The organism is Luteimonas sp. Soil_C_16, assembly GCF_057657295.1.
This window is the reverse complement of the sequence record NZ_JBDGIS010000005.1, coordinates 1-21557: the sequence shown is the minus strand read 5'-3', so window position 1 is coordinate 21557 and position 21557 is coordinate 1. Positions and strand designations below refer to the sequence as shown.

General features: G+C 69.4%; 19 protein-coding genes and 1 pseudogene. 8 read left to right on the top strand and 12 right to left on the bottom strand.

Features of this window, described 5'->3' with window-relative positions; translation table 11 throughout:
• Positions 1-6: 6 nt before the first annotated feature.
• On the bottom strand, positions 7-1983 hold the full coding sequence (locus tag AC3A5T_RS10620; protein WP_487628550.1) for a UvrD-helicase domain-containing protein: 1977 nt from the start codon (positions 1981-1983) through the stop codon (positions 7-9).
• A gap of 79 nt (positions 1984-2062) precedes the next feature.
• Here AC3A5T_RS10620 and AC3A5T_RS10615 point away from each other — a divergent pair, with 79 nt between their 5' ends.
• Complete coding sequence (locus AC3A5T_RS10615; protein ID WP_487628549.1) at positions 2063-2686, top strand: thymidine kinase; 624 nt, start codon at positions 2063-2065, stop codon at positions 2684-2686.
• 12 nt (positions 2687-2698) lie between these two features.
• Here the strand turns inward: AC3A5T_RS10615 and AC3A5T_RS10610 are convergent, their stop codons facing one another.
• The 4 genes from AC3A5T_RS10610 to AC3A5T_RS10595 all read right to left on the bottom strand — a co-directional run bounded on the left by AC3A5T_RS10610 (position 2699) and on the right by AC3A5T_RS10595 (position 8291).
• Positions 2699-5518: a protein kinase domain-containing protein gene (locus AC3A5T_RS10610; protein WP_487628548.1), complete on the bottom strand. Its 2820-nt coding sequence runs from the start codon at positions 5516-5518 to the stop codon at positions 2699-2701.
• Between the two features lie 9 nt (positions 5519-5527).
• Complete coding sequence (locus AC3A5T_RS10605; RefSeq protein ID WP_332077966.1) at positions 5528-6097, bottom strand: ECF-type sigma factor; 570 nt, start codon at positions 6095-6097, stop codon at positions 5528-5530.
• Between the two features lie 61 nt (positions 6098-6158).
• On the bottom strand, positions 6159-6971 hold the full coding sequence (gene mutM / locus AC3A5T_RS10600; RefSeq protein ID WP_487628547.1) for a bifunctional DNA-formamidopyrimidine glycosylase/DNA-(apurinic or apyrimidinic site) lyase: 813 nt from the start codon (positions 6969-6971) through the stop codon (positions 6159-6161).
• A gap of 63 nt (positions 6972-7034) precedes the next feature.
• Positions 7035-8291: a 6-phosphofructokinase gene (locus tag AC3A5T_RS10595; protein WP_487628546.1), complete on the bottom strand. Its 1257-nt coding sequence runs from the start codon at positions 8289-8291 to the stop codon at positions 7035-7037.
• 122 nt (positions 8292-8413) lie between these two features.
• On the opposite strand from AC3A5T_RS10595, the gene AC3A5T_RS10590 reads away from it, so the two are divergent.
• From AC3A5T_RS10590 to AC3A5T_RS10580, 3 genes are read left to right on the top strand one after another with little or no spacing between them, the layout of a single operon-like run.
• A complete protein-coding gene (locus AC3A5T_RS10590) occupies positions 8414-8992 on the top strand; it encodes an adenylate kinase (protein ID WP_487628545.1) in 579 nt (192 codons plus the stop codon).
• A 53-nt stretch (positions 8993-9045) separates the two neighbouring features.
• Positions 9046-10404, top strand: a complete 1359-nt coding sequence (gene mpl, locus AC3A5T_RS10585; protein ID WP_487628544.1) for a UDP-N-acetylmuramate:L-alanyl-gamma-D-glutamyl-meso-diaminopimelate ligase — start codon at positions 9046-9048, stop codon at positions 10402-10404.
• A gap of 30 nt (positions 10405-10434) precedes the next feature.
• Positions 10435-11028 carry an LON peptidase substrate-binding domain-containing protein gene (locus AC3A5T_RS10580; RefSeq protein WP_487628543.1) on the top strand — a complete coding sequence of 198 codons (594 nt, stop codon included), beginning with the start codon at positions 10435-10437 and terminating at the stop codon, positions 11026-11028.
• Here AC3A5T_RS10580 and AC3A5T_RS10575 read toward each other — a convergent pair.
• The gene (locus AC3A5T_RS10575) at positions 10996-13014 is read right to left on the bottom strand and encodes a bifunctional DedA family/phosphatase PAP2 family protein (RefSeq protein ID WP_487628542.1); all 2019 of its coding nucleotides are present in this window, start codon (positions 13012-13014) and stop codon (positions 10996-10998) included. The two genes, AC3A5T_RS10580 and AC3A5T_RS10575, sit on opposite strands and share 33 nt — an antisense overlap.
• Before the next feature lie 202 nt (positions 13015-13216).
• On the opposite strand from AC3A5T_RS10575, the gene AC3A5T_RS10570 reads away from it, so the two are divergent.
• Entirely contained in the window at positions 13217-13897 is a 681-nt protein-coding gene (locus AC3A5T_RS10570; RefSeq protein WP_232138336.1) for a protein kinase family protein, read from the top strand.
• A gap of 147 nt (positions 13898-14044) precedes the next feature.
• Here the strand turns inward: AC3A5T_RS10570 and AC3A5T_RS10565 are convergent, their stop codons facing one another.
• Entirely contained in the window at positions 14045-14776 is a 732-nt protein-coding gene (locus AC3A5T_RS10565) for a hypothetical protein (RefSeq protein WP_487628541.1), read from the bottom strand.
• A 108-nt stretch (positions 14777-14884) separates the two neighbouring features.
• Between AC3A5T_RS10565 and AC3A5T_RS10560 the strand changes: the two genes are divergently transcribed.
• Entirely contained in the window at positions 14885-15703 is an 819-nt protein-coding gene (locus AC3A5T_RS10560; protein WP_487628540.1) for an SDR family oxidoreductase, read from the top strand.
• Between the two features lie 184 nt (positions 15704-15887).
• Entirely contained in the window at positions 15888-17123 is a 1236-nt protein-coding gene (locus AC3A5T_RS10555; protein ID WP_487628539.1) for an acetylornithine transaminase, read from the top strand.
• On the opposite strand, the gene AC3A5T_RS10550 is transcribed toward AC3A5T_RS10555, so the two are convergent.
• From AC3A5T_RS10550 to thiE, 3 genes are read right to left on the bottom strand one after another with little or no spacing between them, the layout of a single operon-like run.
• Entirely contained in the window at positions 17108-17725 is a 618-nt protein-coding gene (locus AC3A5T_RS10550; protein ID WP_487628538.1) for an HAD-IA family hydrolase, read from the bottom strand. The genes AC3A5T_RS10555 and AC3A5T_RS10550 overlap by 16 nt on opposite strands.
• Positions 17722-19014, bottom strand: coding sequence for a glutamate-1-semialdehyde 2,1-aminomutase (gene hemL, locus AC3A5T_RS10545; protein ID WP_487628537.1), 1293 nt, complete (start codon positions 19012-19014; stop codon positions 17722-17724). Before hemL ends, AC3A5T_RS10550 begins: the two co-directional genes overlap by 4 nt.
• 23 nt (positions 19015-19037) lie before the next feature.
• Entirely contained in the window at positions 19038-19664 is a 627-nt protein-coding gene (gene thiE / locus AC3A5T_RS10540) for a thiamine phosphate synthase (protein ID WP_487628536.1), read from the bottom strand.
• Positions 19665-19717: 53 nt separating this feature from the next.
• Here thiE and AC3A5T_RS10535 point away from each other — a divergent pair.
• Positions 19718-19932: pseudogene (locus tag AC3A5T_RS10535) on the top strand (rubredoxin).
• Positions 19933-19989: 57 nt separating this feature from the next.
• Here AC3A5T_RS10535 and AC3A5T_RS10530 read toward each other — a convergent pair.
• Positions 19990-20835, bottom strand: a complete 846-nt coding sequence (locus tag AC3A5T_RS10530; RefSeq protein WP_487628535.1) for a SirB1 family protein — start codon at positions 20833-20835, stop codon at positions 19990-19992.
• Between the two features lie 44 nt (positions 20836-20879).
• Positions 20880-21329, bottom strand: a complete 450-nt coding sequence (locus AC3A5T_RS10525; protein WP_332077983.1) for a DUF192 domain-containing protein — start codon at positions 21327-21329, stop codon at positions 20880-20882.
• Positions 21330-21557: the final 228 nt, after the last annotated feature.

The window sequence follows — 21557 nt, the reverse complement described above, 5'->3', positions numbered from 1 at the left end:
GCGGAATCAGCTGTCGAGCAGCGCGCGGATCGCGGCGAACCCGTGGTCGGCGCGTTCGCGCTTGCGGGCGGCGTCGGCGACCGGATCGGCGCCGTCGCGTTGCACTTCGGCGGCGGGCAGTTCCTCGAAGAACCGGCTCGGCGTGAGCCGCAGCTTCTGACCCCAGCGTTGGGTCTCGCGCGGATGGCTCAGCCACAGCTGTTCCTTCGCGCGGGTGATGCCCACGTAGAGCAGGCGCCGTTCCTCGTCGATGCGGCCCTCGTCGATGCTCGACTCGTGCGGCAGCGTGTTGTCGTCCATGCCGATGATGAAGACGTAGCGGAACTCCAGCCCCTTGGCCGCGTGCATGCTCATCAGCCGCACCTGGTTGCCGGGATCGCCCTTGTCGGCGTGGCTCAGCAGCGCGAGCTGCGAGGCCAGTTCCCCGGGCCCGGCGCCACGCGCGCCTTCGAACCAGTCGGCCAGCTCGTTGAGATTGCCCGAGCGGATCCGGAACAGCTCGTCGCTCTTGCACTGGGCCTTGAGCATCGCGATCAGCCCGGAGCGCTCGTTGAGTTCGCGCACCAGCTCGCCGGCCGGCAAGCGGCGCGCGTCCTCGCGCAGCCCGCGCAACACATCGCCGAACTCGCTGAGCGCATTCGCCGCGCGCGGCGGCAACTGCTTGAGCAGGCCCATCGATCCGATCGCACGCGACATCGGCATGTCGGCCGCACGTGCGAGTTCCGACAGTCGCGCCAGCGAGGTCTGGCCGACGCCGCGCGCCGGTGACTGCACCGCGCGCAGGAACGCCGAATCGTCGTCGGGGTTGGCCAGCATGCGCAGCCAGGACATCGCGTCCTTGACCTCGCCGCGATCGAGGAACGCCGTGCCGCCGCTCAGGTGATACGGCACGCGCAGCAACTGCAGTGCCTTTTCCAGCGGGCGCGAGAGATGGTTGCTGCGGAACAGGATGCAGAACTCGCTCCATTCCACTTGGCGCGAGGACTGCAGGAACTGGATCTCGCCGGCCACCTTCTCGGCCTCGTGCGCGCTGTCGCGGCACTCCCAGATGCGGATGCGCTCGCCATCGGCCTGCGCGCTCCACAGCGTCTTGGGATGTTCGTGCGGATTGTTGGCGATGAGTGCGTTCGCCGCGCGCAGCACGCGGTTGCTGCAGCGGTAGTTCTGTTCGAGCTTGACGATGCGCAGGGTCGGATAGTCCGTGCCCAGCGCGGTCAGGTTTTCCGGATTCGCGCCGCGCCAGGCGTAGATGCTCTGGTCGTCGTCGCCCACGCAGGTGAAGTTGCCCTTCGGCCCGGCGATCGCCTTGAGCAGGCGGTACTGCGCGTCGTTGGTGTCCTGGCACTCGTCGACCAGCAAATAGCCGATCCGCTCGCGCCACGCGTCGCGCGCGTCGTCATCGGATTCGAGCAACTGCACCGGCAGCCGGATCAGATCGTCGAAGTCGACCGCGTTGAACGCGGTCAGGCGTTCCTGGTAGCGCGCGTACAGCGCGGCCGCCTCGAACTCGCGCGCGCTGATCGCGACGTTGTGTGCCTGCTCCGGCGACAGGCCGGCATTCTTCGCCTTCGACACCAGACCCTGCAGCAGCTGGATCATGTCCGGCTTGACGCCCGGCAGCAGATCCTTGATCTGCGACGCGCTGTCGTCTGCATCGAAGATCGAGAACCCGCGCCGCAGCCCGAGCTTGGCGTGGTCGATCTGCAGCATCTTCAGGCCGAGCGCGTGGAAGGTGCAGATCGTCAGCCCGTCGGCCGCATCCCCGCGGATGCGCTTGGCGATGCGCTCGCGCATCTCCTTGGCAGACTTGTTGGTGAACGTGATCGCGGCGATCCGCTTGGCCGGATAGCGGCCCGACTGGATCAGATGCGCGATCTTCTCGACGATCACGCGCGTCTTGCCGCTGCCCGCGCCGGCGAGCACCAGCAACGGACCTTCGATGTGGCCGAGGGCCGCAGCTTGTTGGGGGTTGAGACCGTGCATCGGGACCACTGGATTCAGCGATGCGCATTGTAGCGGCCGGACCTCTGCCGGGCCTGAAGGCCGCCGGTAGAATGGGCCCATGGCCAAGCTGTACTTCTACTACTCGGCGATGAACGCCGGAAAGACCACGACGCTGCTGCAGAGCGCGCACAACTATCGCGAGCGCGGCATGCGCGTCGCGTTGCTGACCCCGCGGCTCGACCATCGCGCGGGCGTGGGGCGGGTGGCGTCGCGGATCGGGCTGTCGGCCGATGCGATCGCGTTCGATCGCAACGACGATCTGCTCGCGCGCATCCGCGCGCTGGTCGACGGCGACGGCAGCCTGCATTGCGTCCTCGTCGACGAAGCCCAGTTCCTGTCGCAGGCGCAGGTCTGGCAGCTGTCGGAAGTCGTCGATGCGCTGCGGATTCCGGTGCTCTGTTACGGGCTGCGCACGGACTTCCGCGGCGAGCTGTTCGAGGGCAGCCGGCATCTGCTGGCCTGGGCCGACGAGCTGACGGAGATCAAGACGATCTGCCACACCGGCAAGAAGGCGACGATGACCGTGCGCGTCGACGAGCAGGGGTATGCGGTGCAGGACGGCCCGCAGGTCGAGATCGGCGGCAACGAGCGCTACGTGTCGGTGAGCCGCGCGGAGTTCAAGCGCATCGTGCGCGGCGAAGGGCGGATCGAGCCGGTGCAGCCGCCACTGCCGCTTGCCTGACCCCGGCGCGCGTCAACGACGCGCCAGCAGCACACCGCAGCGCTTGCGGGCGGCCTCGATGTCGCGGCTGATCGCGCCGCCCTCCGGCTGGGCAGCGCGGACCTGGGTGGCGAGCGCTGCGAGGTCGTCCCGGGCGCGCAGCGCACCGGGCGCGGCGCAGCGCAGCGCGGCGGCATGGGCGCGCGCGATCCAGGCGATCTTGCGCAGTTCGCTGTCGTCGGGCGGCGTGCGGGCGAGGCGGTCCAGTCCGGCCAGTGCCTCGACATCGCCGGCGTCCGCGGCGATGCGGTCGCGCGACAACGCCGCGCGCAATGCGTTGGGATGCTGCGCGCCGTAGGCCTCGGCGGTGATGGTGGCCGCGTCTTCGAGGTGGCGCGTGCCGGCGCCCGGCTCGAGCGCCGCTTCCACTTCGCCGAGCATCCGCAGCGTGTCGCCGACCAGTCCGTGCCGCGCGCCGAAACGCGCCTGGCGCAGCGCGAGGGATTCGAGCAGCAGCGGCTGCGCCTGGGCGTCCCGCCCTGCGGCGTGCAGCACCATCCCGTGATTGAACAGACCGTCGGCGAGCATCGCGTTGGGGCTGGTCTGGCGCCAGATGTCGACGGTGCGCGCCAGCGATTCCAGCGCCGCGTCCTCGTCGCCGCGTTCCCAGGCGACGATGCCGAGGCTGTTGTGGATGCGCGCGACGTCGGCATGGCGCGCGCCGAGCCGCGCGACCGTCCAGACCAGCGCATCGCGGAACTCCGCTTCGGCTTCGGCGAAGCGTCCCTGGTCGACGTGCAGGGCGGCCAGTTGCCGGCGCGCATCGAGCGTGGCCGGATGGCGCGCGCCGTGCAGTGCGAGCGCGAGCGACAGCGCCTCGCGGCAGCTCTCTTCGGCCGGCCGCGTGCGACCGTCCGCGCGCAGCAATGCGCAGCGCGTGCGCAGCAGTTCGACCGCGAGCGGATGGCGCGGATCCAGACGCTTTCGCAGGCGGTCGAGCGCGGCATCGGTCCCGGCCAGCGCCTCGGTGATCTCGCCGGCGGCGCTGTGCAGCGAGGCGAGATCGGCGAGGCTTTCGATCGTGCCGGCTTCGTCCGGCACCGCGCTGTCGCGTCGCAGTTTGAGCGCACGCCGGAACAGCAGGCGCGCGCTTTCGGGCTCGCCGATGTCGCGCCGGCCGCGCCCCAGCTGCGTGTACAGCTCGGCCGCCTGCCGCGGCAGCAGTTGTTCGCGCTGCAGCGCCAGCGCCTGCAGTGGCTGCATCGCCGCGATCGCGTCGCGCGGCCGGCCGAGCAACCGCAACGTGCGGCCATGGTCGCTGGCCGACTGCAGGCGCAGACTGGGCGGTGCATCGGCCATGCCGCCGACGACGGCCGACTGCCGTTCCAGCAGCGCCAGCGCCTGATCGTAATCGCCGAGTCCGAGACGCAGGCGCGCGATCATCCCGTAGAGTTCGGCGCGTGCCACCGGCTGGTGCGCGAGCTCCGCATCGCCGCGTTGCACGCCGGCTTCGAGCAGCTGGCGGATGTCGAGTGGCGCACCGCCGGCCGCAGCGCCGGCCTGCTCGAACAGACCGACGACGAAATCCTGCATCGCCTGCGCGCGCGCCGATTCCTCGATCGCCTGGTTCGCCTGCCAGGTCACCGCGACCATCGAGGCCACGAGCGTCAACGCCACCAGCGCCGCGCTCGACACCGCCCAGCGGTGCCGACGCAGATACTTGCCCACGCGATACGACAGCCGCTGCGGCCGGGCCAGGATCGGCTTGCCGTCGCTCCAGCGCCGCAGGTCGAGCGCGAAGGCCTCCACCGACGCGTAGCGATCGGCGGGCGCCTTTTCGAGCGCGCGCAGCACGATGGTGTCGAGGTCGCCGGCGATCGCGCGCGCCATGCGCTTGCGCTGCACCGGCTCCACGCCATCGTCGACGCTGCGCAGCAACGTCTGCGACGGTCTGGGCGGATCGGCATCGAGAATCGCCTGTTCCCACTGCGCATCGGTGGTGCGCGCAGGCTGATAGGGCTTGCGCCCCGACAACAGTTCGTAGAGCACGACGCCCAGCGAATACACGTCGGTCATCGTCGTGACCGGTTCGCCGCGGATCTGCTCCGGCGCGGCGTAGTGCAGGGTGAACGCGCGCACGCCGGTGCGCGTGTGTTCCGGTGCCTGGCCAGCGGTGTCGAGCAGTTTGGCGATGCCGAAATCCAGCAGCCGCACATCGTCGAGTGCGGTGACGAGGATGTTCGAAGGCTTGAGATCGCGGTGCACGATCAGGTTCGTATGCGCGTGGCTGACCGCATCGCAGACCTGCAGGAACAGGCGGATGCGGTCCGCGACACCCGGCTGGTGGCGCCTGCACCAGTCGGTGACCGGCTCGCCGTCGATGTAGTCGAGTGCGAGATAGGGCTGCTGGTCGGCGCTGATGCCGGCATCGAGCAGGCGCGCGATGTGCGGATGTTCCAGCCGCGCGAGGATCTGCCGCTCGCGGGTGAAGCGCAGGCGCAGATCGGGATCGGCCAGGCCGGGCCGCAGCAGTTTCAGCGCGACGCGGCGCTCGTACAGGCCGTCGGCACGCCGTGCGAGCCAGACCTGGCCCATGCCGCCTTCGCCGAGCAGCCGTTCGAGTTCGTAGGGGCCGACGTGGCGGCCGGGCAGCATGCCCGACAGCGCGGCGACGATCGGTTCGGCGAGGAAGTCCTCGCGTTCGGCGCCCAGCGCGAGCAGCGCTTCGAGCTCGGCAGCGAAGGCGGGGTCGTCCAGGCGGACGGTGGCCAGCGCCGCCGCGCGCGCGTCGTCATCGAGTTCCAGCAACGCGTCGAGGGCCGGGGACAGCCGCTGCCAGCGCGCGCTGTCCATGCGCGGCGCTCAGTCTTCCCGCAACGACGCCAGCAGGTACATCCGCGCCTTCTGCCAGTCGCGGCGGATGCTGCGTTCGGAGCGGTCCAGCAACGCGGCGATCTCCAGTTCCGAGAGGCCGGCGAAGTACCGCAGTTCGACCACCTGCGCCAGTTTGGTGTCGACCGCGGCCAGCCGCGTCAGTGCGATATCCAGCGCCAGCGTGTCCTCGTCCAGCCGCAGGCCGCTTTCGATGTTCTCCGGCAGTTCGGTGACGCGGTGCAGATCACCGCCGCGTTTCTGCGCGAGCCGCTGCCGGGCGTAGTCGACGACGACGCTGCGCATCGCCGATGCGGCATAGGCGAAGAAATGCGCACGGTCGTCGAAACGCGCCTCGTGGCGACCGATCAGCTTGAGATAGGCCTCGTGCACCAGCGCGGTCGCATCGAGCGTATGCCCGTGCTGGCCGGCGAGCTGGCGCCGGGCCATCTGGTGCAGTTCCTGGTAGAGCGTGGCGAGCACGCGATCGAGCGCGTCGCGATCTCCGCCGCGCGCGGCATCCAACCACTGGGTGATCTCGGCAACCTGACCCTCGTGCATGCCCGGCCCTCGCCCCGCGCCGCGACTATAGCGCTTATCCGGGACCGGGCGCGGCAGGCCATCAGCGCTGGCAGCGCGGGCACCAGACGGTCGCGCGCTGGCCCACCAGCGCCTGCCGGAGCGGCGTGCCGCAGGCCGGGCAGGGCAGGCCGCCGCGGCCGTAGGCGGACAGCTCCTGCTCGAAGTAACCGGGCGCGCCGTCGGGGCTGATGAAGTCGCGCAGCGTGGTGCCGCCGCGATTGATGGCGTACGCCAGAATCCGCTTCACCTCGGCCGCCAACCGCGCATAGCGTTCGCGCGAGATGCGCCCGGCATCGCGCAGCGGCGAGATGCCGGCAGCGAACAGCGCCTCGGCCGCGTAGATGTTGCCCACGCCGACCACGATGCGCTGGTCCATCAGGAAGGTCTTCACCGGCGCGCGGCGGCCACGGCTGGCGAAGAACAGATGGTCGCCGTCGAAGACGTCGTCGAGCGGTTCCGGGCCGAGATCGCGCAGGAGGTCATGCGTGTCGCCGGGTGCCTGCCACAGCAGGCATCCGAACCGGCGCGGATCGTTGAAGCGCAGGACTTGTCCGGAATCGAGCGTCATGTCGACGTGGTCGTGCGTGCGCACCGGCACGTCCGGATCGAGCACGCGCAGGCTGCCGGACATGCCCAGATGCAGCAGCGCGCTGCCGGCGCCGGTGTCGAGCAGCAGGTATTTCGCGCGCCGGCGGATCGCCTCGACGCGCTGGCCGGGCAGCACGGTCGAGACTTCACCGGCGATCGGCCAGCGCAGGTCCGGGCGCCGCAGCACGACGCTGCGGATGGTGCGGCCGAGCACGTGCGGCGCCAGACCGGCGCGGGTGGTTTCAACTTCGGGCAGTTCGGGCATGCGTTCTAGATCGGGCGTTGCCGTGCGGATTCAATCCACGCGGCTGAACGCGAGACGGATCGATCAGCCCGTCCAGCCGGGCAGGCGCTTCGCAACCGCAGGCGCATCGACCGTCGCGTACTTCGGCAGCCCGTCGCGGCCGTACGGCGGCGGCGCGTCGCCGCGGATCAGCGGCTCGAGATAGCGCCGCGCGGCCGGGGTGATGCCGAAGCCGTCGCGGCGGATGAAGCCGGCCGGCATGATCTTCTCGTGGTTGGCCACCTTCTCCAGCGGCGCGGCCTCGATGGTCCAGCGGTAGGGCGCATCGGAGGTGCGCCTGATCGACGGCATCGTTGCGTTGCGGCCGGCGAGGGCGAACTGCACCGCCGCGCGCCCGACCGCCATCGCCTGGTCGACATCGGTCTTCGACGCGACATGCCGCGCCGAGCGCTGCAGGTAGTCGGGCAGCGTCCAGTGCACCTTGTAGCCCAGCGTGTCCTTGACCCGACCGGCGAGATGCGAGGCCACGCCGCCGAGCTGGGTGTGGCCGAACGCGTCCTGCCCACCGCCCGCATCGGCGACGAAGCGGCCGTCCTTGTCGCGGATGCCCTCGCTGGCGACGACGACGCACCAGCCGACGCGCTCGACGACGCGCTGCACCTGGGCGAGGAAGGCGGCCTCGTCGTAGTCGCGTTCCGGGAACAGGATGATCTGCGGCGCGTCGTCGGGACCCTGTCCGGCCAGGCCCGCGGCGGCGGCCAGCCAGCCGGCGTGCCGGCCCATGGCCTCGTAGACGAAGACCTTGGTCGAGGTGTCGGCCATCGCCGCGACGTCGAGCGCGGCTTCGCGCACCGACACCGCGGTGTATTTCGCCGCCGAGCCGAAACCCGGGCAGCAGTCGGTGACGGCGAGATCGTTGTCGATCGTCTTCGGCACGCCGATGCAGGTCAGCGGGTAGTCGAACTGCGCGGCGAGCTGCGAGACCTTGAGCGCGGTGTCGGCCGAATCGTTGCCGCCGTTGTAGAGGAACCAGCGCACGTCATGCGCGCGCAGCACCTCGATCAGACGTTCGTACTTGGCGCGGTCGGCCTCGATCGATTTGAGCTTGTAGCGGCACGAGCCGAATGCCCCGCCCGGCGTGTGCGCGAGCGCGCGCACCGTCGCCAGCGGAATCTTCGACGCATCGACCAGATCCTCGCGCAGCGCGCCGAGGATGCCGTTGCGCGCCGCGAGCACCTTGACCCGCCGGCTGCGCGCTTCCTGCAGCACCGCCGACGCGGTGGCGTTGATGACGGCGGTGACACCGCCGGACTGGGCGTAGAGCAGGGTTCCGGACGTCATTGCACGTGTCCTTTCGATGGCCTGAGGCGGGATACGGTAAGCTGGCGCGGCCGTCCGCCGCCGTGTCGTTCGAGTGTACGTCGGAGCGGTGGCGCGGTCCCCCACAGTTGCAGGAGCGTTCGATGCGTTTGGTTCTTCTCGGTGCGCCCGGTTCGGGCAAGGGCACGCAGGCGGCGCGGTTGAAGGACCATCTGCAGGTGCCGCACATCTCCACCGGCGATCTGCTGCGCGCCGAAGTGGCCGCCGGCACGCCGCTCGGCCTCGAAGCCAAGGCGATCATGGCGCGCGGCGATCTGGTCTCCGACGAGATCCTGCTCGGCATGCTGGAAGACCGCTTCTCGCGCGAAGACACGCAAGCCGGCTTCATCCTCGACGGCTACCCGCGCAACCTCGCCCAGGCGGCCGCGCTCGACGCGCTGCTGGTCAAGCTCGGCACGCCGTTCGATGCCGCCGTGCAGCTGGAAGTCGACAACGAACAGATCATCGCGCGCCTCGCCGGCCGCGCGCAGGCCGAAGGCCGCGCCGACGACAGCCCCGAATCCGTGCGTCACCGCCTCAACGTCTATGACCAGCAGACCGCGCCGGTGATCGCGTTCTATCGCGAGCACGACCAGCTGACCGTCGTCGACGGCGTGGGATCGCTCGACGACGTGTTCGACCGCATTGTCAAGGCGATCGGTCGGGAGCAGGCGGCGGCCTGATCGCACGCGCGTCGCCTGTCGTTGACCGTGCTGCCCTGCAGGAATTCCGCGTCGTGAAACTTCATATCCTCGGCATCGCCGGCACCTTCATGGGCGGTGTGGCCGCGCTCGCGCGCGAACTCGGCCACGCGGTCGAAGGCAGCGACCAGGCGGTGTATCCGCCGATGTCGACCCAGCTCGAAACGCTGGGCATCACGCTGCACCAGGGCTACGACCCCGCGCACATCGGTGACGAGGTCGACCAGGTCGTGGTCGGCAATGCGCTCTCGCGCGGCAATCCCGCGGTGGAAGCGGTGCTCGATGCCGGACGTGCCTATACCTCCGGCGCCGAGTGGCTGCGCGACAACGTGCTGCCCGGGCGCGAGGTGCTCGCCGTTGCCGGCACCCACGGCAAGACCACGACGACGACGATCCTGTCCTACCTGCTCGAAACCGCCGGCCGCGCGCCGGGCTTCCTGATCGGTGGCGTCGCGGAAGACTTCGGCGTGTCGGCACGCATCGGCAGCGGACGCGAGTTCGTCGTGGAGGCCGACGAATACGACACCGCCTTCTTCGACAAGCGCAGCAAGTTCGTCCACTACCGTCCGACGGTCGCGATCCTCAACAACCTCGAGTTCGACCACGCCGACATCTTTCCCGATGTCGCCGCGATCCAGCGCCAGTTCCACCATCTGGTGCGCACGGTGCCCGCGCGCGGGCGCTTGATCGTCAACGGTCACGACGTACGTCTGGGCGAAGTGCTGGCGATGGGCTGCTGGACGCCCGTCGAGCGCTTCGGCTTCGACGCCGGGTTCGAGTGGTGCGCGGTGAAGCGCAGCGACGACGGCAGCGTGTTCGAAGTCCTGCGCGGTGGTGTGTCGGTCGGCACGGTCGAATGGCCGTTGCTCGGCGATCACAACGTGCTCAACGCGCTCGCCGCGCTCGCGGCCTGCGCGGCGGTCGGCGTCGACATCGCGGCACTGTTGCCGGCGCTCGCCGCGTTCCGCAGCGTCAAGCGGCGGATGGAAGTGCTGGGCACCGCGGGCGACGTCACCGTCTACGACGACTTCGCCCATCACCCGACCGCCATCGCGACCACGCTCGCCGGTCTGCGCGCGAAGGTCGGCGATGCGCGCATCGTCGTGGCGATGGAGCCGCGCAGCAATTCGATGCGCCTGGGCGCGCACGCCGATGCGTTGGCGCCGTCGCTCGATCTCGCCGACGCGGTGGTGTTCCTGCATCGCCCGGAGCTGGCCTGGGATGCGGGCGCGGTGGTGTCCGCCGTCCGCGGCGAATCTTGCGCGGTGGCCGATGTCGATGCGCTGCTGGCCGACCTCGCGACGCGCGTGCGTCCCGGCGACCATGTGGTCTTCATGTCCAACGGCGGGTTCGACGGCGCACCGCGTCGCTTCGCGCAACGCCTGCGCGACTGAGTTTCGCATCGGCCTGCGTACACTGGACGCATGCAAGACGACACTTCCCTGCCGCTGTTCCCGTTGCGCACCGTGCTGGTGCCCGGCGCCGCGCTCGGCCTGCGCGTGTTCGAGCCGCGCTATCTCGATCTCGTCCGCGAATGCGGCCGCCGCGGCAGTGGATTCGGCATCTGCCTGATCCTCGACGGCGACGAGGCCGGCGCGCCGGCGACGCCCGCGGGCGTCGGCACCGAAGCCCGCATCGAGGATTTCGACACCGGCGCCGACGGCCTGCTGACGCTGCGCGTGCGCGGTGCGCGCCGGTTCCACGTACGCCGCACGCGGGTGCGCGACAGCGGCCTGATCATTGCCGATGTCGACTGGTGCGCCGCCGATCCCTCGATCGACCTGCAGCCCGAACACGCGCTGCTCGGTGTGGTGCTGCGCAAGATCCTCGAACACATCGACGGCGCGGACCAGGCGTTTCCGGAGCCGCACTTCGACGACGCGGCCTGGGTGGGCTGGCGGCTTGCCGAACTGCTGCCGCTCGAGCAGCCGCATCGCCAGCAACTGCTGCAGCTCGACGATCCCGACGAGCGGCTGGAAACCCTGTTACGGCTGGTCGACGTCGTCGACGACGAGTGAGCCGTCCGCCGTGCGCACGCGCAGCGTCGGCACCCCCGATTGCGGGTGCACGTCCTCGCGCGACGGGAAGGCTTCGAGCACACCGCGCAGACCGCGGTGCACGCCGTGCGCATCGGGCTGTGGCTGCCACAGGCCGAAGGCACTGAACGGCCGCGTATAGAGCATCGACTGGCTGGTACCGATCCACAGCTCGGTGCCATCGTCGAGCACCGCCGGGGCGCGCCACAGACGCAGCACTTCGACCCGGTCCGCGTCGCCGTCACGGCGCATCAGCAGCGTTTCGGCGAGCGTGTCCAGCGTCGCCGGCAGCACCGGCTGCTCGGCCTGCGGCACGCTGTCGTCGAGCAGATTGATCACCCGCATCCAGTCGGCCTGCGGCTGCACGCGCCAGCCCTTGGCTTCGAGCTGCGTCTGCAGCGGCGCCAGCGGGCCGGCGATCTGCAGATCCAGCGGCCAGCGATGGGCGGGATCGCGCTCGCGCAGCTGGCCTGGCAACCGGGTCCAGTCAGACGCCCACCAGTCCTGCGCCGACAGCGTGACCGCCGAAGGCTTGGGCGCGAACTTCGCGAGCAGCGGATCCACGGCGCGCGGCGCATGCCACAGCGCGGCCACGGCGAAGGTGATGTAGAAGATCAGCGCGACCGGACGCATCCAGAACGAGCGCTCGACGTGGCGCCGGTAGGCGATGCCCAGCACCAGCAGCCAGACGATGCCCAGCAGCATGCCGCCGACGATGTCGCTGAGCCAGTGCGCGCCGAGATACAGACGCGAGAAGCCGAGCACCGCCACGACCACGCCCGACACCAGATACGGCCACACGCGCGTGCGCCCGGGCAGTTCGCGTGCGATCAGCACGGCGAAGAAGCCGAACACGATCGTGCACATCGTGATCTCGACCGCAGGGAAGCCGAAGCCGCCGTGCACGGTGGGCGGCTTGGGCATGTCGATCACCGCGCCCAGCAGCGCGGTCAGCGCCATGCCGAACGCCAGGGCGGCCAGCCAGTGCGCGGCGCCCAGCCAGCGCCGGCGCCAGATCAGCCACGCGAGCGTCAATGCGACCGCAGGGCCGAGCACGTGGACGTCGCCGATCGACGCGAGTCCCGCCATCAGGCGGTCGGCCAGCGGGTTTCGCAGCTCGTACATGAACTGGAATACGGTCTGGTCGATCAGCAACGGCTCGCCGCGCATGATCACCGTCGCCAGCAGGGCGAAGCAGGCCCAGCCGATCGCCAGCAGGCAGACCGCGAGGATCGCCAGCGACGCCGATTCGGGGCGCTTGGGATCGACCAGCGCGATCGCGTAGCGACCGAGCCAGGGATGCGCACGCGACCACGCCAGCAGACGCGCGAGTAGTGAATTGGCATGCGCATCGAACCAGCGATAGCTGTAGATGACGATCGCCCAGGCCAGCGCCAGCACCACCAGCAGCGCGCCGAGCACCAGCGCCAGACGGTCGGCGACCGCAGCCACCGCGTCATAGGACGCGCCGAACAGCCAGCCCGGCGCGAGGAACAGCGCACCCCACGACAGACAAGCCGCGAAGCTGATCGGCAGGTACTGGCGCATCGGCATGTGCGCGATGCCGGCGATGGCCGGCACGAACGGGCGGATCGGCCCGACGTAGCGCGCGACCAGAATGCTCTTGATCGCATTGCGCCGGAACACGAGCTCGCTGCGGTCGAGCAGCTGCGGATACTTGCTGAAGGGCCACACGGTGCGCAGGCCGTGGCCCCAGCGACGGCCGACCCAGTAGCTCACGCCGTCACCGGCCATCGCGCCGAGCGCGGCGCAGGCCACCGCGTAGGGGCCGGAAATTTCGCCCAGACCGATCAGCACGCCGATCGCGAACAGGATCGGCAGGGCCGGGACGATCGCGCCGAGGATGATCACCGAGTCGCAGAATGCGATGAGGAAGATCACGAGGCCGGCCGCGACCGGGTGGTTGCCCACCCACGTCACCAGGCTGTTGAAGAAGTCAGTGAGCATCCGGCCATTATGACAGCGGTGGATGACCGTCCCCGGACCACGATCGGACCGTGGCCTTGTACGGGAACCGCGTTGCATCGATATGAAGCGCCGGATCGCGGAACCTCGCACGCGTGCGGTACGTCGGTGCGGATTGCGTTGTGGAGCCACGCCGGAGCGACCGCCCCGGGCCGCGCCCGCCGTCGCTCCGTACAATGGCGCGATGTCCGCACACGATGCCAGGGCCGCCAAGGCCACCGAAGCGAAAGCGCTGAAGTCCGACAGCTTCGGCCGCATCTCCTTGATGCGCGGCGCAGACGGCGGCCTGTTCGTGCGCCGCGACCTGCGTCACGTGCCGCTGTGGCTGCGTCTGCCGGCGTGGTGGCTGGCCCGGCGCGAAGCGCGCGGGCTGGCGGCGGTGGCCGGTATGCAGGACGTGCCGCAACTGCTCGCCTGGACCGGGCGCCAGCTCGATCGCAGCTACATGTCGGGCGATGCGATGTACCAGCGCCCGCCGCACGGCGATCTGATCTACTTCCGCCGCGCGCGTCGGCTGCTGCAGGGCCTGCACCGCCGCGGCCTCGCCCACAACGATCTCGCGAAGGAAGCCAACTGGCTGGTGCTCGACGACGGACGCCCGGCGATCATCGATTTCCAGCTGGCGGTGCGCGGCGATCCGCGTTCGCGCTGGATGCGTCTGCTGGCGCGCGAAGATCTGCGCCATCTGCTCAAGCACAAGCGCATGTATTGCCGCGCGTCGCTGACGCCGGTCGAGAAGCGCGTGCTCAAGCGCACCTCATGGCTGCGCGACGTCTGGTTCCGTACCGGCAAGCCCGTCTACCGCGTGGTGACGCGGAAGATCCTCAAGTGGGAAGACAATGAGGGGCAGGGGCCGAAGCCCTGAGAACCTGTTCAATGTCCTGCTGCGCGTGTCAGCTGGCGCGCGTGCGGTGCTCGGAATGCTCACGTACCACACGTACGCTGCGCTTCCTGCGCTCAACCACGCGCCATCTGGCGGCGCTCGCGACGGACCTTGAACAGGTTCTACGCCTCAGTCGGCCGCGCGCAGGGCGATGACGCTGCGGCCCTGGTAGCGACGGTCGGCGTCGAAGTCATAGCCCAGTTCGAGCGTGCCGACGTCTTCGCAGGCGTGACAGGTGCGCATCGGCACATCGAAGCGCAGACGCACGCCGCCGTCGGGCAGCACTTCGCTGCCGACTGCCTGCGCCGGCGCGAACGGCATCGCATCGGGATGCGCATCGAGGAACGGCTTGAGTTCGCCGCGCAGACGCACCGCGCCCGCAGGCAGCACGTTCTCGTCGACATCCACCGAACGCCCGTCCGCATCGACCAGCCACAGACCCTGGTTGGTGTTCGCGCGGAACGGATAGGTGATCTCGGCCTGTCCAACGCCTTCGACCTCGCGCCAGGCGCTGACATGCCCCGGATTGTCGAGAGCGATCAGCCGCGTGCTGGCCGCGATGGCCTCCGGGGATGCGCCTGCTGCGCGCATCGCCGACAGCAGACAGTCGTCGACGTCCGCCGTGCCGGTGCGACACGGCGACAGATCGCCCTGCCAGACCGACTTCGCGCTGACGACGAGGTCGCCGTCGGCCGCCGCCGCAAGGTCGTCGGCCGCCACGGCAGGTGGGGGCGCGTCCATCGGCGCCGGCGTCTGTGTCTCTGCTGCAGGGGCCAGCGCTGCGGGCGCGGTGGCCGGCGGCGCGGCATCGCATGCGGTCAGGGTCAGGGCGAAGAACGCGAAGGCGGCAACATGGCGCATCGGCGGATCCTGCGGCGGGAAAGGCGTCAGTATCGCGCCGCTTGCTGAACGTGTCGGAGACCCCGCGCGCATAATGGCGATGACTCCATCGCAGGACAGGCCCGCCGCATGTCGACGCTCGCCGGCAAGACCCTTTTCATCACCGGCGCCTCGCGCGGCATCGGCCTGGCGATTGCCGAACGCGCCGCGCGCGATGGCGCGAACGTCGCGATCGCCGCGAAGTCCGAGGTCGCCAATCCCAAGCTGCCCGGCACCATCCACAGCGCCGCGCGCAGCGTCGAAGCCGCCGGTGGCCGGGCGCTGGCATTGCGATGCGACATTCGCGAAGAAGACCAGGTGCGCGCCGCGGTCGCGGCGACGGTCGATGCCTTCGGCGGCATCGACATCCTCGTCAACAACGCCAGCGCGATCTGGCTGCGCGGGACGCTGGACACGCCGATGAAGCGATTCGACCTGATGCAGCAGGTCAACGCGCGCGGCAGTTTCCTGTGCGCGCAGGCCTGCCTGCCGCACCTATTGAAGGCGCCGAACCCCCACATCCTGACCCTGTGCCCGCCGCCGTCGCTGGATCCGAAGTGGTGGGCGCCGCACACCGGGTACACGTTGGCGAAGATGGGCATGAGCTTCGTCACCCTGGGCCTTGCCGCCGAGTTCGGCCCGCAGGGCGTCGCGGTCAACGCATTGTGGCCACGCACGCTGATCGGCACCGACGCACTGAACATGATTCCCGGCGTCGAACGCGGCAACGGCCGCAACCCGACGATCATGGGCGACGCCGCGCACGCGGTCCTCGTCCGCGACGCCGCCGGTTTCCACGGCCGTTTCCTGATCGACGATGAAGTCCTCGCCGAAGCCGGCATCACCGATCTCGACGCCTACGCGATCGATCCCGCGCAGCCGCTGTTGCCGGATCTGTTTCTCGACTGAGCGCGGTCCGGGAGAGATCGACGCGCGAAGCGCGTCGGGTGAGGGCTGGGGATCCATCACATAGCGTCCAGACAACAGCATCTGTTCCGCCTGGCATCCTCTGCCGTCGTCCGCGGATTGTTCGGCGTCGCACGCGTCCACCCCCGTACAATCGGCGCCCCACGTCCCATCGAAGCCGCCGACCATGTCCTCCGCCGCCGATCTCATCGCCCTCGCCCAGCGCCACGTGCTGCCCGTCTACCGGCCACGCGAGCTCGTGCTCGAGCGCGGTGACGGCGCGCGCGTCTGGGACAGCGAAGGCCGCGAGTACGTCGACCTGTCGGCGGGTATCGCCGTCTGCGGCCTCGGCCACAACGATCCCGATCTCGTGGCCGCACTGACCGAACAGGCCGGCAAGCTGTGGCACACCAGCAACGTGTTCTTCAGCGAACCGCCGCTGCGGCTGGCGGCCGAACTGGTCGAGGCCAGCGGTTTCGCCACGCGCACCTTCCTGTGCAACTCGGGCGCCGAAGCGAACGAGGCCGCGATCAAGCTCGTGCGCAAGTGGGCCACCGCGCAGGGCCGCAGCCCGGACCGTCGCGTCATCGTAACCGCACGCGGCAGCTTCCACGGTCGCACGCTGGCCGCGGTCACCGCGACCGCACAGCCCAAGTACCAGGCCGGCTACGAGCCGCTGCCCGGCGGCTTCCGCTATGTCGACTTCAACGACATCGCCCAGCTCGAAGCCGCGATGGCCGATGGCGACGTCGCCGCGGTGATGCTCGAACCCGTGCAGGGCGAAGGCGGCGTCATGCCCGCCGCCGATGGTTATCTGGCCGCAGTACGCGCGCTGTGCGATCGCTTTGATGCGCTGCTGGTGCTCGACGAAATCCAGTGCGGCATGGGCCGCACCGGCACGCTGTTCGCGCATCCCCAGGACGGCGTCGTGCCCGACATCGTCACGCTGGCCAAGGCGCTCGGCGGCGGCTTCCCGATCGGCGCGCTGCTGGCCGGCCCCAAGGTCGCCGAGGCCATGCAGTTCGGCGATCACGGCACCACCTTCGGCGGCAACCCGCTCGCCGCGGCGGTCGCGCGTGTCGCGCTGCGCAAGCTGGCATCCAAGGACATCGCCGACAACGTCGTCCGCCAGTCACGCGCGCTGCGCGACGGCCTCGCCGCGCTCGATGCCGAATTCGGCCTCTTCTCGGAAGTCCGCGGCCGCGGCCTGATGCTCGGCGCCGTGTTGCGTCCCGAGCATGCGGGCCAGGCAGGCGCGATCCTCGACCATGCCGCACGCCACGGACTGCTGATGCTGCAGGCCGGCCCCGACGTGCTCCGGTTCGTGCCGGCGTTGAACATCACCGATGCCGACATCGCCGACGGCCTGGCGCGGTTGCGTGCGGCGATCGTCGACCATCTGGCCGATCAGACCAGCCCGTAACGCCGCAGCACCGTCCGCATCGACCGCGCGTCGACCACCGTGTCGGCGTGCAGGCCCGCGGCGCGTGCGCCCTGCACGTTGACGAACAGGTCATCGACGAACAGCGTCTCCTGCGCGCGCACGTCGAACTGCGCGAGTGCGCGCTCGAAGATCGCGCGGTCGGGTTTGCGCACGCCGAGGACGCCGCTGCACAGCACGCGGCCTTCGAGCATCGGGAACAGCGGCGCGACGATGCGGGGTATCGCATCGCGCATCAACGCGCCGTTGTTGGTCAGCACGCCGACCTGCACCCGGGATGCGACCGACGCGACGAGTGCCAGTACGATCGGATCCGCCTGCGTGCCCGCACATCGCGACGCGATCCAGAGGTCCGCATCGATGGTGCAGCCAAGGCCTGCACCGAGCTGGTGCAGATAGGTGTCCGTATCAAGCGCGCCGCTGTCGTAGGCGCGCTCCAGTCCCGAGTCGAACAACACGTCCGACACGCGCGCGGCCGTACAGCCGGCGACGCGGGCCAGATGCGCGAGGCGCGTGGCGTGCGAATAGCGCGCCAGCACGCCATCGAAATCGAACAGCACCAGCCGCAGCGGCGGTGGGGTCATGCGGCGAGTTCGGCGAACGCCTCGCGTGCGGCGGCGATGGTCGCCTCGATCACCGAGGCATCGTGCGCCGACGACATGAAGCCGGCTTCGAATGCCGATGGCGCGAGGAACACGCCGCGCTCGAGCATCGCGTGGAAGAAGCGGTTGAACGCGGCGGTATCGCAGGCGACGGCCTGCGCATAGGTATCGACGTAGGCCGCGTCGGTGAAGAACAGGCCGAACATGCCACCGACGCGCGTGGTGGTGAAGGGCACACCCGCATCGCGCGCCGCCGCTTCGAGACCGTCGCACAGCAGATTCGAACTGGCTTCGAGCGCATCGTGGAAACCGGGTTCGGAGACCAGATCCAGCATCGCCAGGCCCGCGGCCATCGCGACCGGATTGCCGCTCAGTGTGCCCGCCTGGTAGATCGGCCCGGCCGGCGCGATCTGCTCCATCAGGTCGCGACGCCCGCCGTAGGCACCGACCGGCATACCGCCGCCGATGATCTTGCCGAAGGTGCTGAGATCCGGCGTCACGCCGTAACGCGCCTGCGCGCCGCCGAGCGCGACGCGGAAGCCGGTCATCACCTCGTCGAAGATCAGCAGCGCGCCGTGCTGCGTGCACAACTCGCGCAGATGCTGCAGATAGCCTTCGCGCGGCGGCAGGCAGTTGGCGTTGCCGACCACGGGCTCGATGATCAGACCGGCGATGTCCGCGCCCATTTCGTCGAACAGCGCGGTCGCCGCGTCGAAATCGTTGTAGGGCAGCGTCAGCGTCAGATCGGCCAGCGCTTTGGGCACGCCCGGCGAGGTCGGCACGCCGAGTGTCAGCGCACCGCTGCCGGCCTTGACCAGGAACGAGTCGCCGTGGCCGTGGTAGCAGCCTTCGAACTTGACGATGCAGGTGCGGCCGGTCGCGCCGCGCGCGAGGCGGATCGCCGACAGCGTGGCTTCGGTGCCCGAATTGACCATGCGTACCATCTCCATCGACGGCACCAGCGCGGTCAGGCGCTCGGCCATCGTGATCTCCGCTTCGGTCGGCGCACCGAACGACAGGCCGTCACCGATCGCGCGTTTGACCGCCTGGCGCACGCTCGCATGGTTGTGGCCGACGATCATCGGGCCCCACGAGCCCACGTAATCGATGTAGCGGTTGCCGTCGACGTCGAACAGATAGGGGCCGTCGGCGCGCTGCACGAAGAACGGCTCGCCGCCGACCGATTTGAACGCACGCACCGGCGAATTGACGCCGCCGGGCAGCAGCGTGCGGGCGCGTTCGAACAGGGCATGCGAGCGGGACGTATCCATGGAGACTCCAGAAAGAAAAAGGTTCACAGGCCGAATGCGGCGCGGTAGGCGTGCGCGGCGGCGGCCGGATGGCGTGCAGCGAACACGCCACTGATGACGGCGACGAGATCGGCGCCGGCGGCTGCGAGCTGGCGCGCATTCTCCGGCGTGATGCCGCCGATCGCCACCCGCGGCACGCCGAGCGCTTCCGCATCGCGCAGCAGGGATTTGCGCGCCACGCGGGCATCGGGCTTGGTCGGTGACGGAAAGAACGCGCCGAAGGCGACATAGCTGGCGCCGGCCTCGACCGCGCGCTGCGCCAGGGTGATGTCGTCGTAGCAGGAGGCGCCGAGGATCGCGTCGGCACCCAGCGCCGCGCGTGCATCGATCAGCGCGCCGTCGTCTTCGCCCAGATGCGCGCCGTCCGCGCCGAGATCGGCGGCGAGCCGCCAGTCGTCATTGACGATCAACGGCACACCGGTCGCACGGCACAGCGGCAGCAGGGCCTGCACCTGCGCCCGGCGCAACGCGGCATCGGCGCGCTTGTTCCGGTACTGCAGCCACGTGGCGTGCGGCAGCACGGACGCGACCTGGGCCAGCAGCTGCGCGGTTTCGGGCTCATCGGGCGTGAGCAGATACAGGCCGCGTGGCGCGGACGGGGAGGCGTTCATCGACGTGGGTTCCGGTGGGGAGAGCGCGATGGGACAATGCGGCTCCGTTTCCAATGCCGCATGTGGTCATTATCCGATGAACGATCCGACGACGCAGGGTGCCTACCAGACATGGATGTGCGTGGTCTGCGGTTTCATCTACGACGAAGCCGTCGGCATTCCGGACGAGGGCATCGCCCCGGGCACGCGCTGGGAGGATGTGCCCGATACCTGGACCTGTCCCGACTGCGGCGTCACCAAGGACGATTTCGAGATGATGACGCTCTGAGCTGAACCTCAGGACGGGTCATCCGCCAGGCCGCAAGCACGGGGCCGATGACATCGATCAATGCGCGCGATCGCGCGCACGTCCGATGTGGACCAGTTGCTCGCGTACCGCATCCACATCGGCTGCGTCCGGATAGCGGACCACGTAATGCCCCAGATCCTCGCGCGCACCGGTGACATGGCCCAGTGCCAGGTAGCCCAGACCGCGGTCGCGCAGGGCATCTGGTGCATCCGGCGCCAGCGACAGCAGCCGATCGGCGCAGCGCACGGCGCGGGCCCAGTCCTCGGCTTCGGCGTAAGTGCCGTGCAGGTTGCGCAGCATCCGCATCAACATCATCCGCGGCGTGGCCGGGCGCAGCAGCCGGGCCAGCGTGTCGTCGTCCGGCGGACCGCCGTCGACGTGCGGCGCGGCGCGTGACCGCAGTTCCTCGATATCCAGTGGTCGACCGCCGTTGAACGGATCCATTACCAGCATGCCGTCGCCGACCGGCAACCGGACCAGAAAGTGGCCGGGGAAGGAAATGCCGTCCAGCACCACGCCGAGCCGGCGTGCGACCTCCATCTGCACCACGGCCAACAGGATCGGATTGCCGAGCCGGCGTTCGATCACCGCGTTGAGATAACTGTTGCGCGGGTCGTAATAGGTGTCGTGATTGCCGGCATAGCCGATCTCCTCGAACAGATGCCGGTTGATCGCCTGCATCTTCAGCGGCGTCTGCCCGATCGTGTCGACCTCGATCCGTAGATGCCGGGCATGCGACTCCAGTACCGCATCGCAATGCGCAACGTCGAGCGCGGGGTATTCGTCGCGGGCGATCAGCAGCGCGCACGCGAAAAGGGGCACCGCTGCATCCGCAGTGCCCGACAACGATGCCCACTCGGGCAGTTGCACTGCATCACTCATGGCGTGGATGCCTGCATAGCGATCGGTCTACCGGTGACGCAGGCTCAGGGCGCCGGAATCGAAGGCGACAGCGTCAGCGTCTCGCCGTCCTTCAGGCCGATCCGCTGCGCTTCACCTGCATTGAGCTCCAGCACATAGCGCGCAGGGCCTGTGCTCGGATAAGGCGGGCAGCGATTGCCGGCAGAACACGGCGGCACGTCGCGCTGCTGCGACACCAGCCTGCGTGCATCGTCGAAATAGAGGATGTCGAGCGCGATCCGCGTGTTCTTCATCCAGTAGGCCTGCGGCGCCTCACTGTCATGGATGAAGAGCATGCCGTGGCCCTCTTCGAGCGTGTCGCGGAACATCAGGCCTCGTGCGCGGGCCTCATCCGTCGCAGCGATCTCGACGGTGTAGCGGTTGCCCGCAAGCTCCACCCAGTCGCCACCACTCGCACAGGCGGGCAGCAGGCAGGAGGCAAGCAGAGAAAGCAGAAGAAGACGGAGAGCGCGCATGGAAGCACCGGCGGGATGGACTGCATCCACCTTCGGCAAGCGCCGTTGAAGCGTCAAGAAAAAAATCGTGCGCCGAGGGTTCCCAAACCGGTTTCATCTATGCATAATTCGCGCCCCGCACGGCGGGCTGCTCTACGGAGCGGCGGGCCAAGCGGGACGAGAACGACAACAGCCTTCACGCGGTGTTGACAGACTCGAAAGTCGCGGTAATATGTGCGGCTCGCTTCA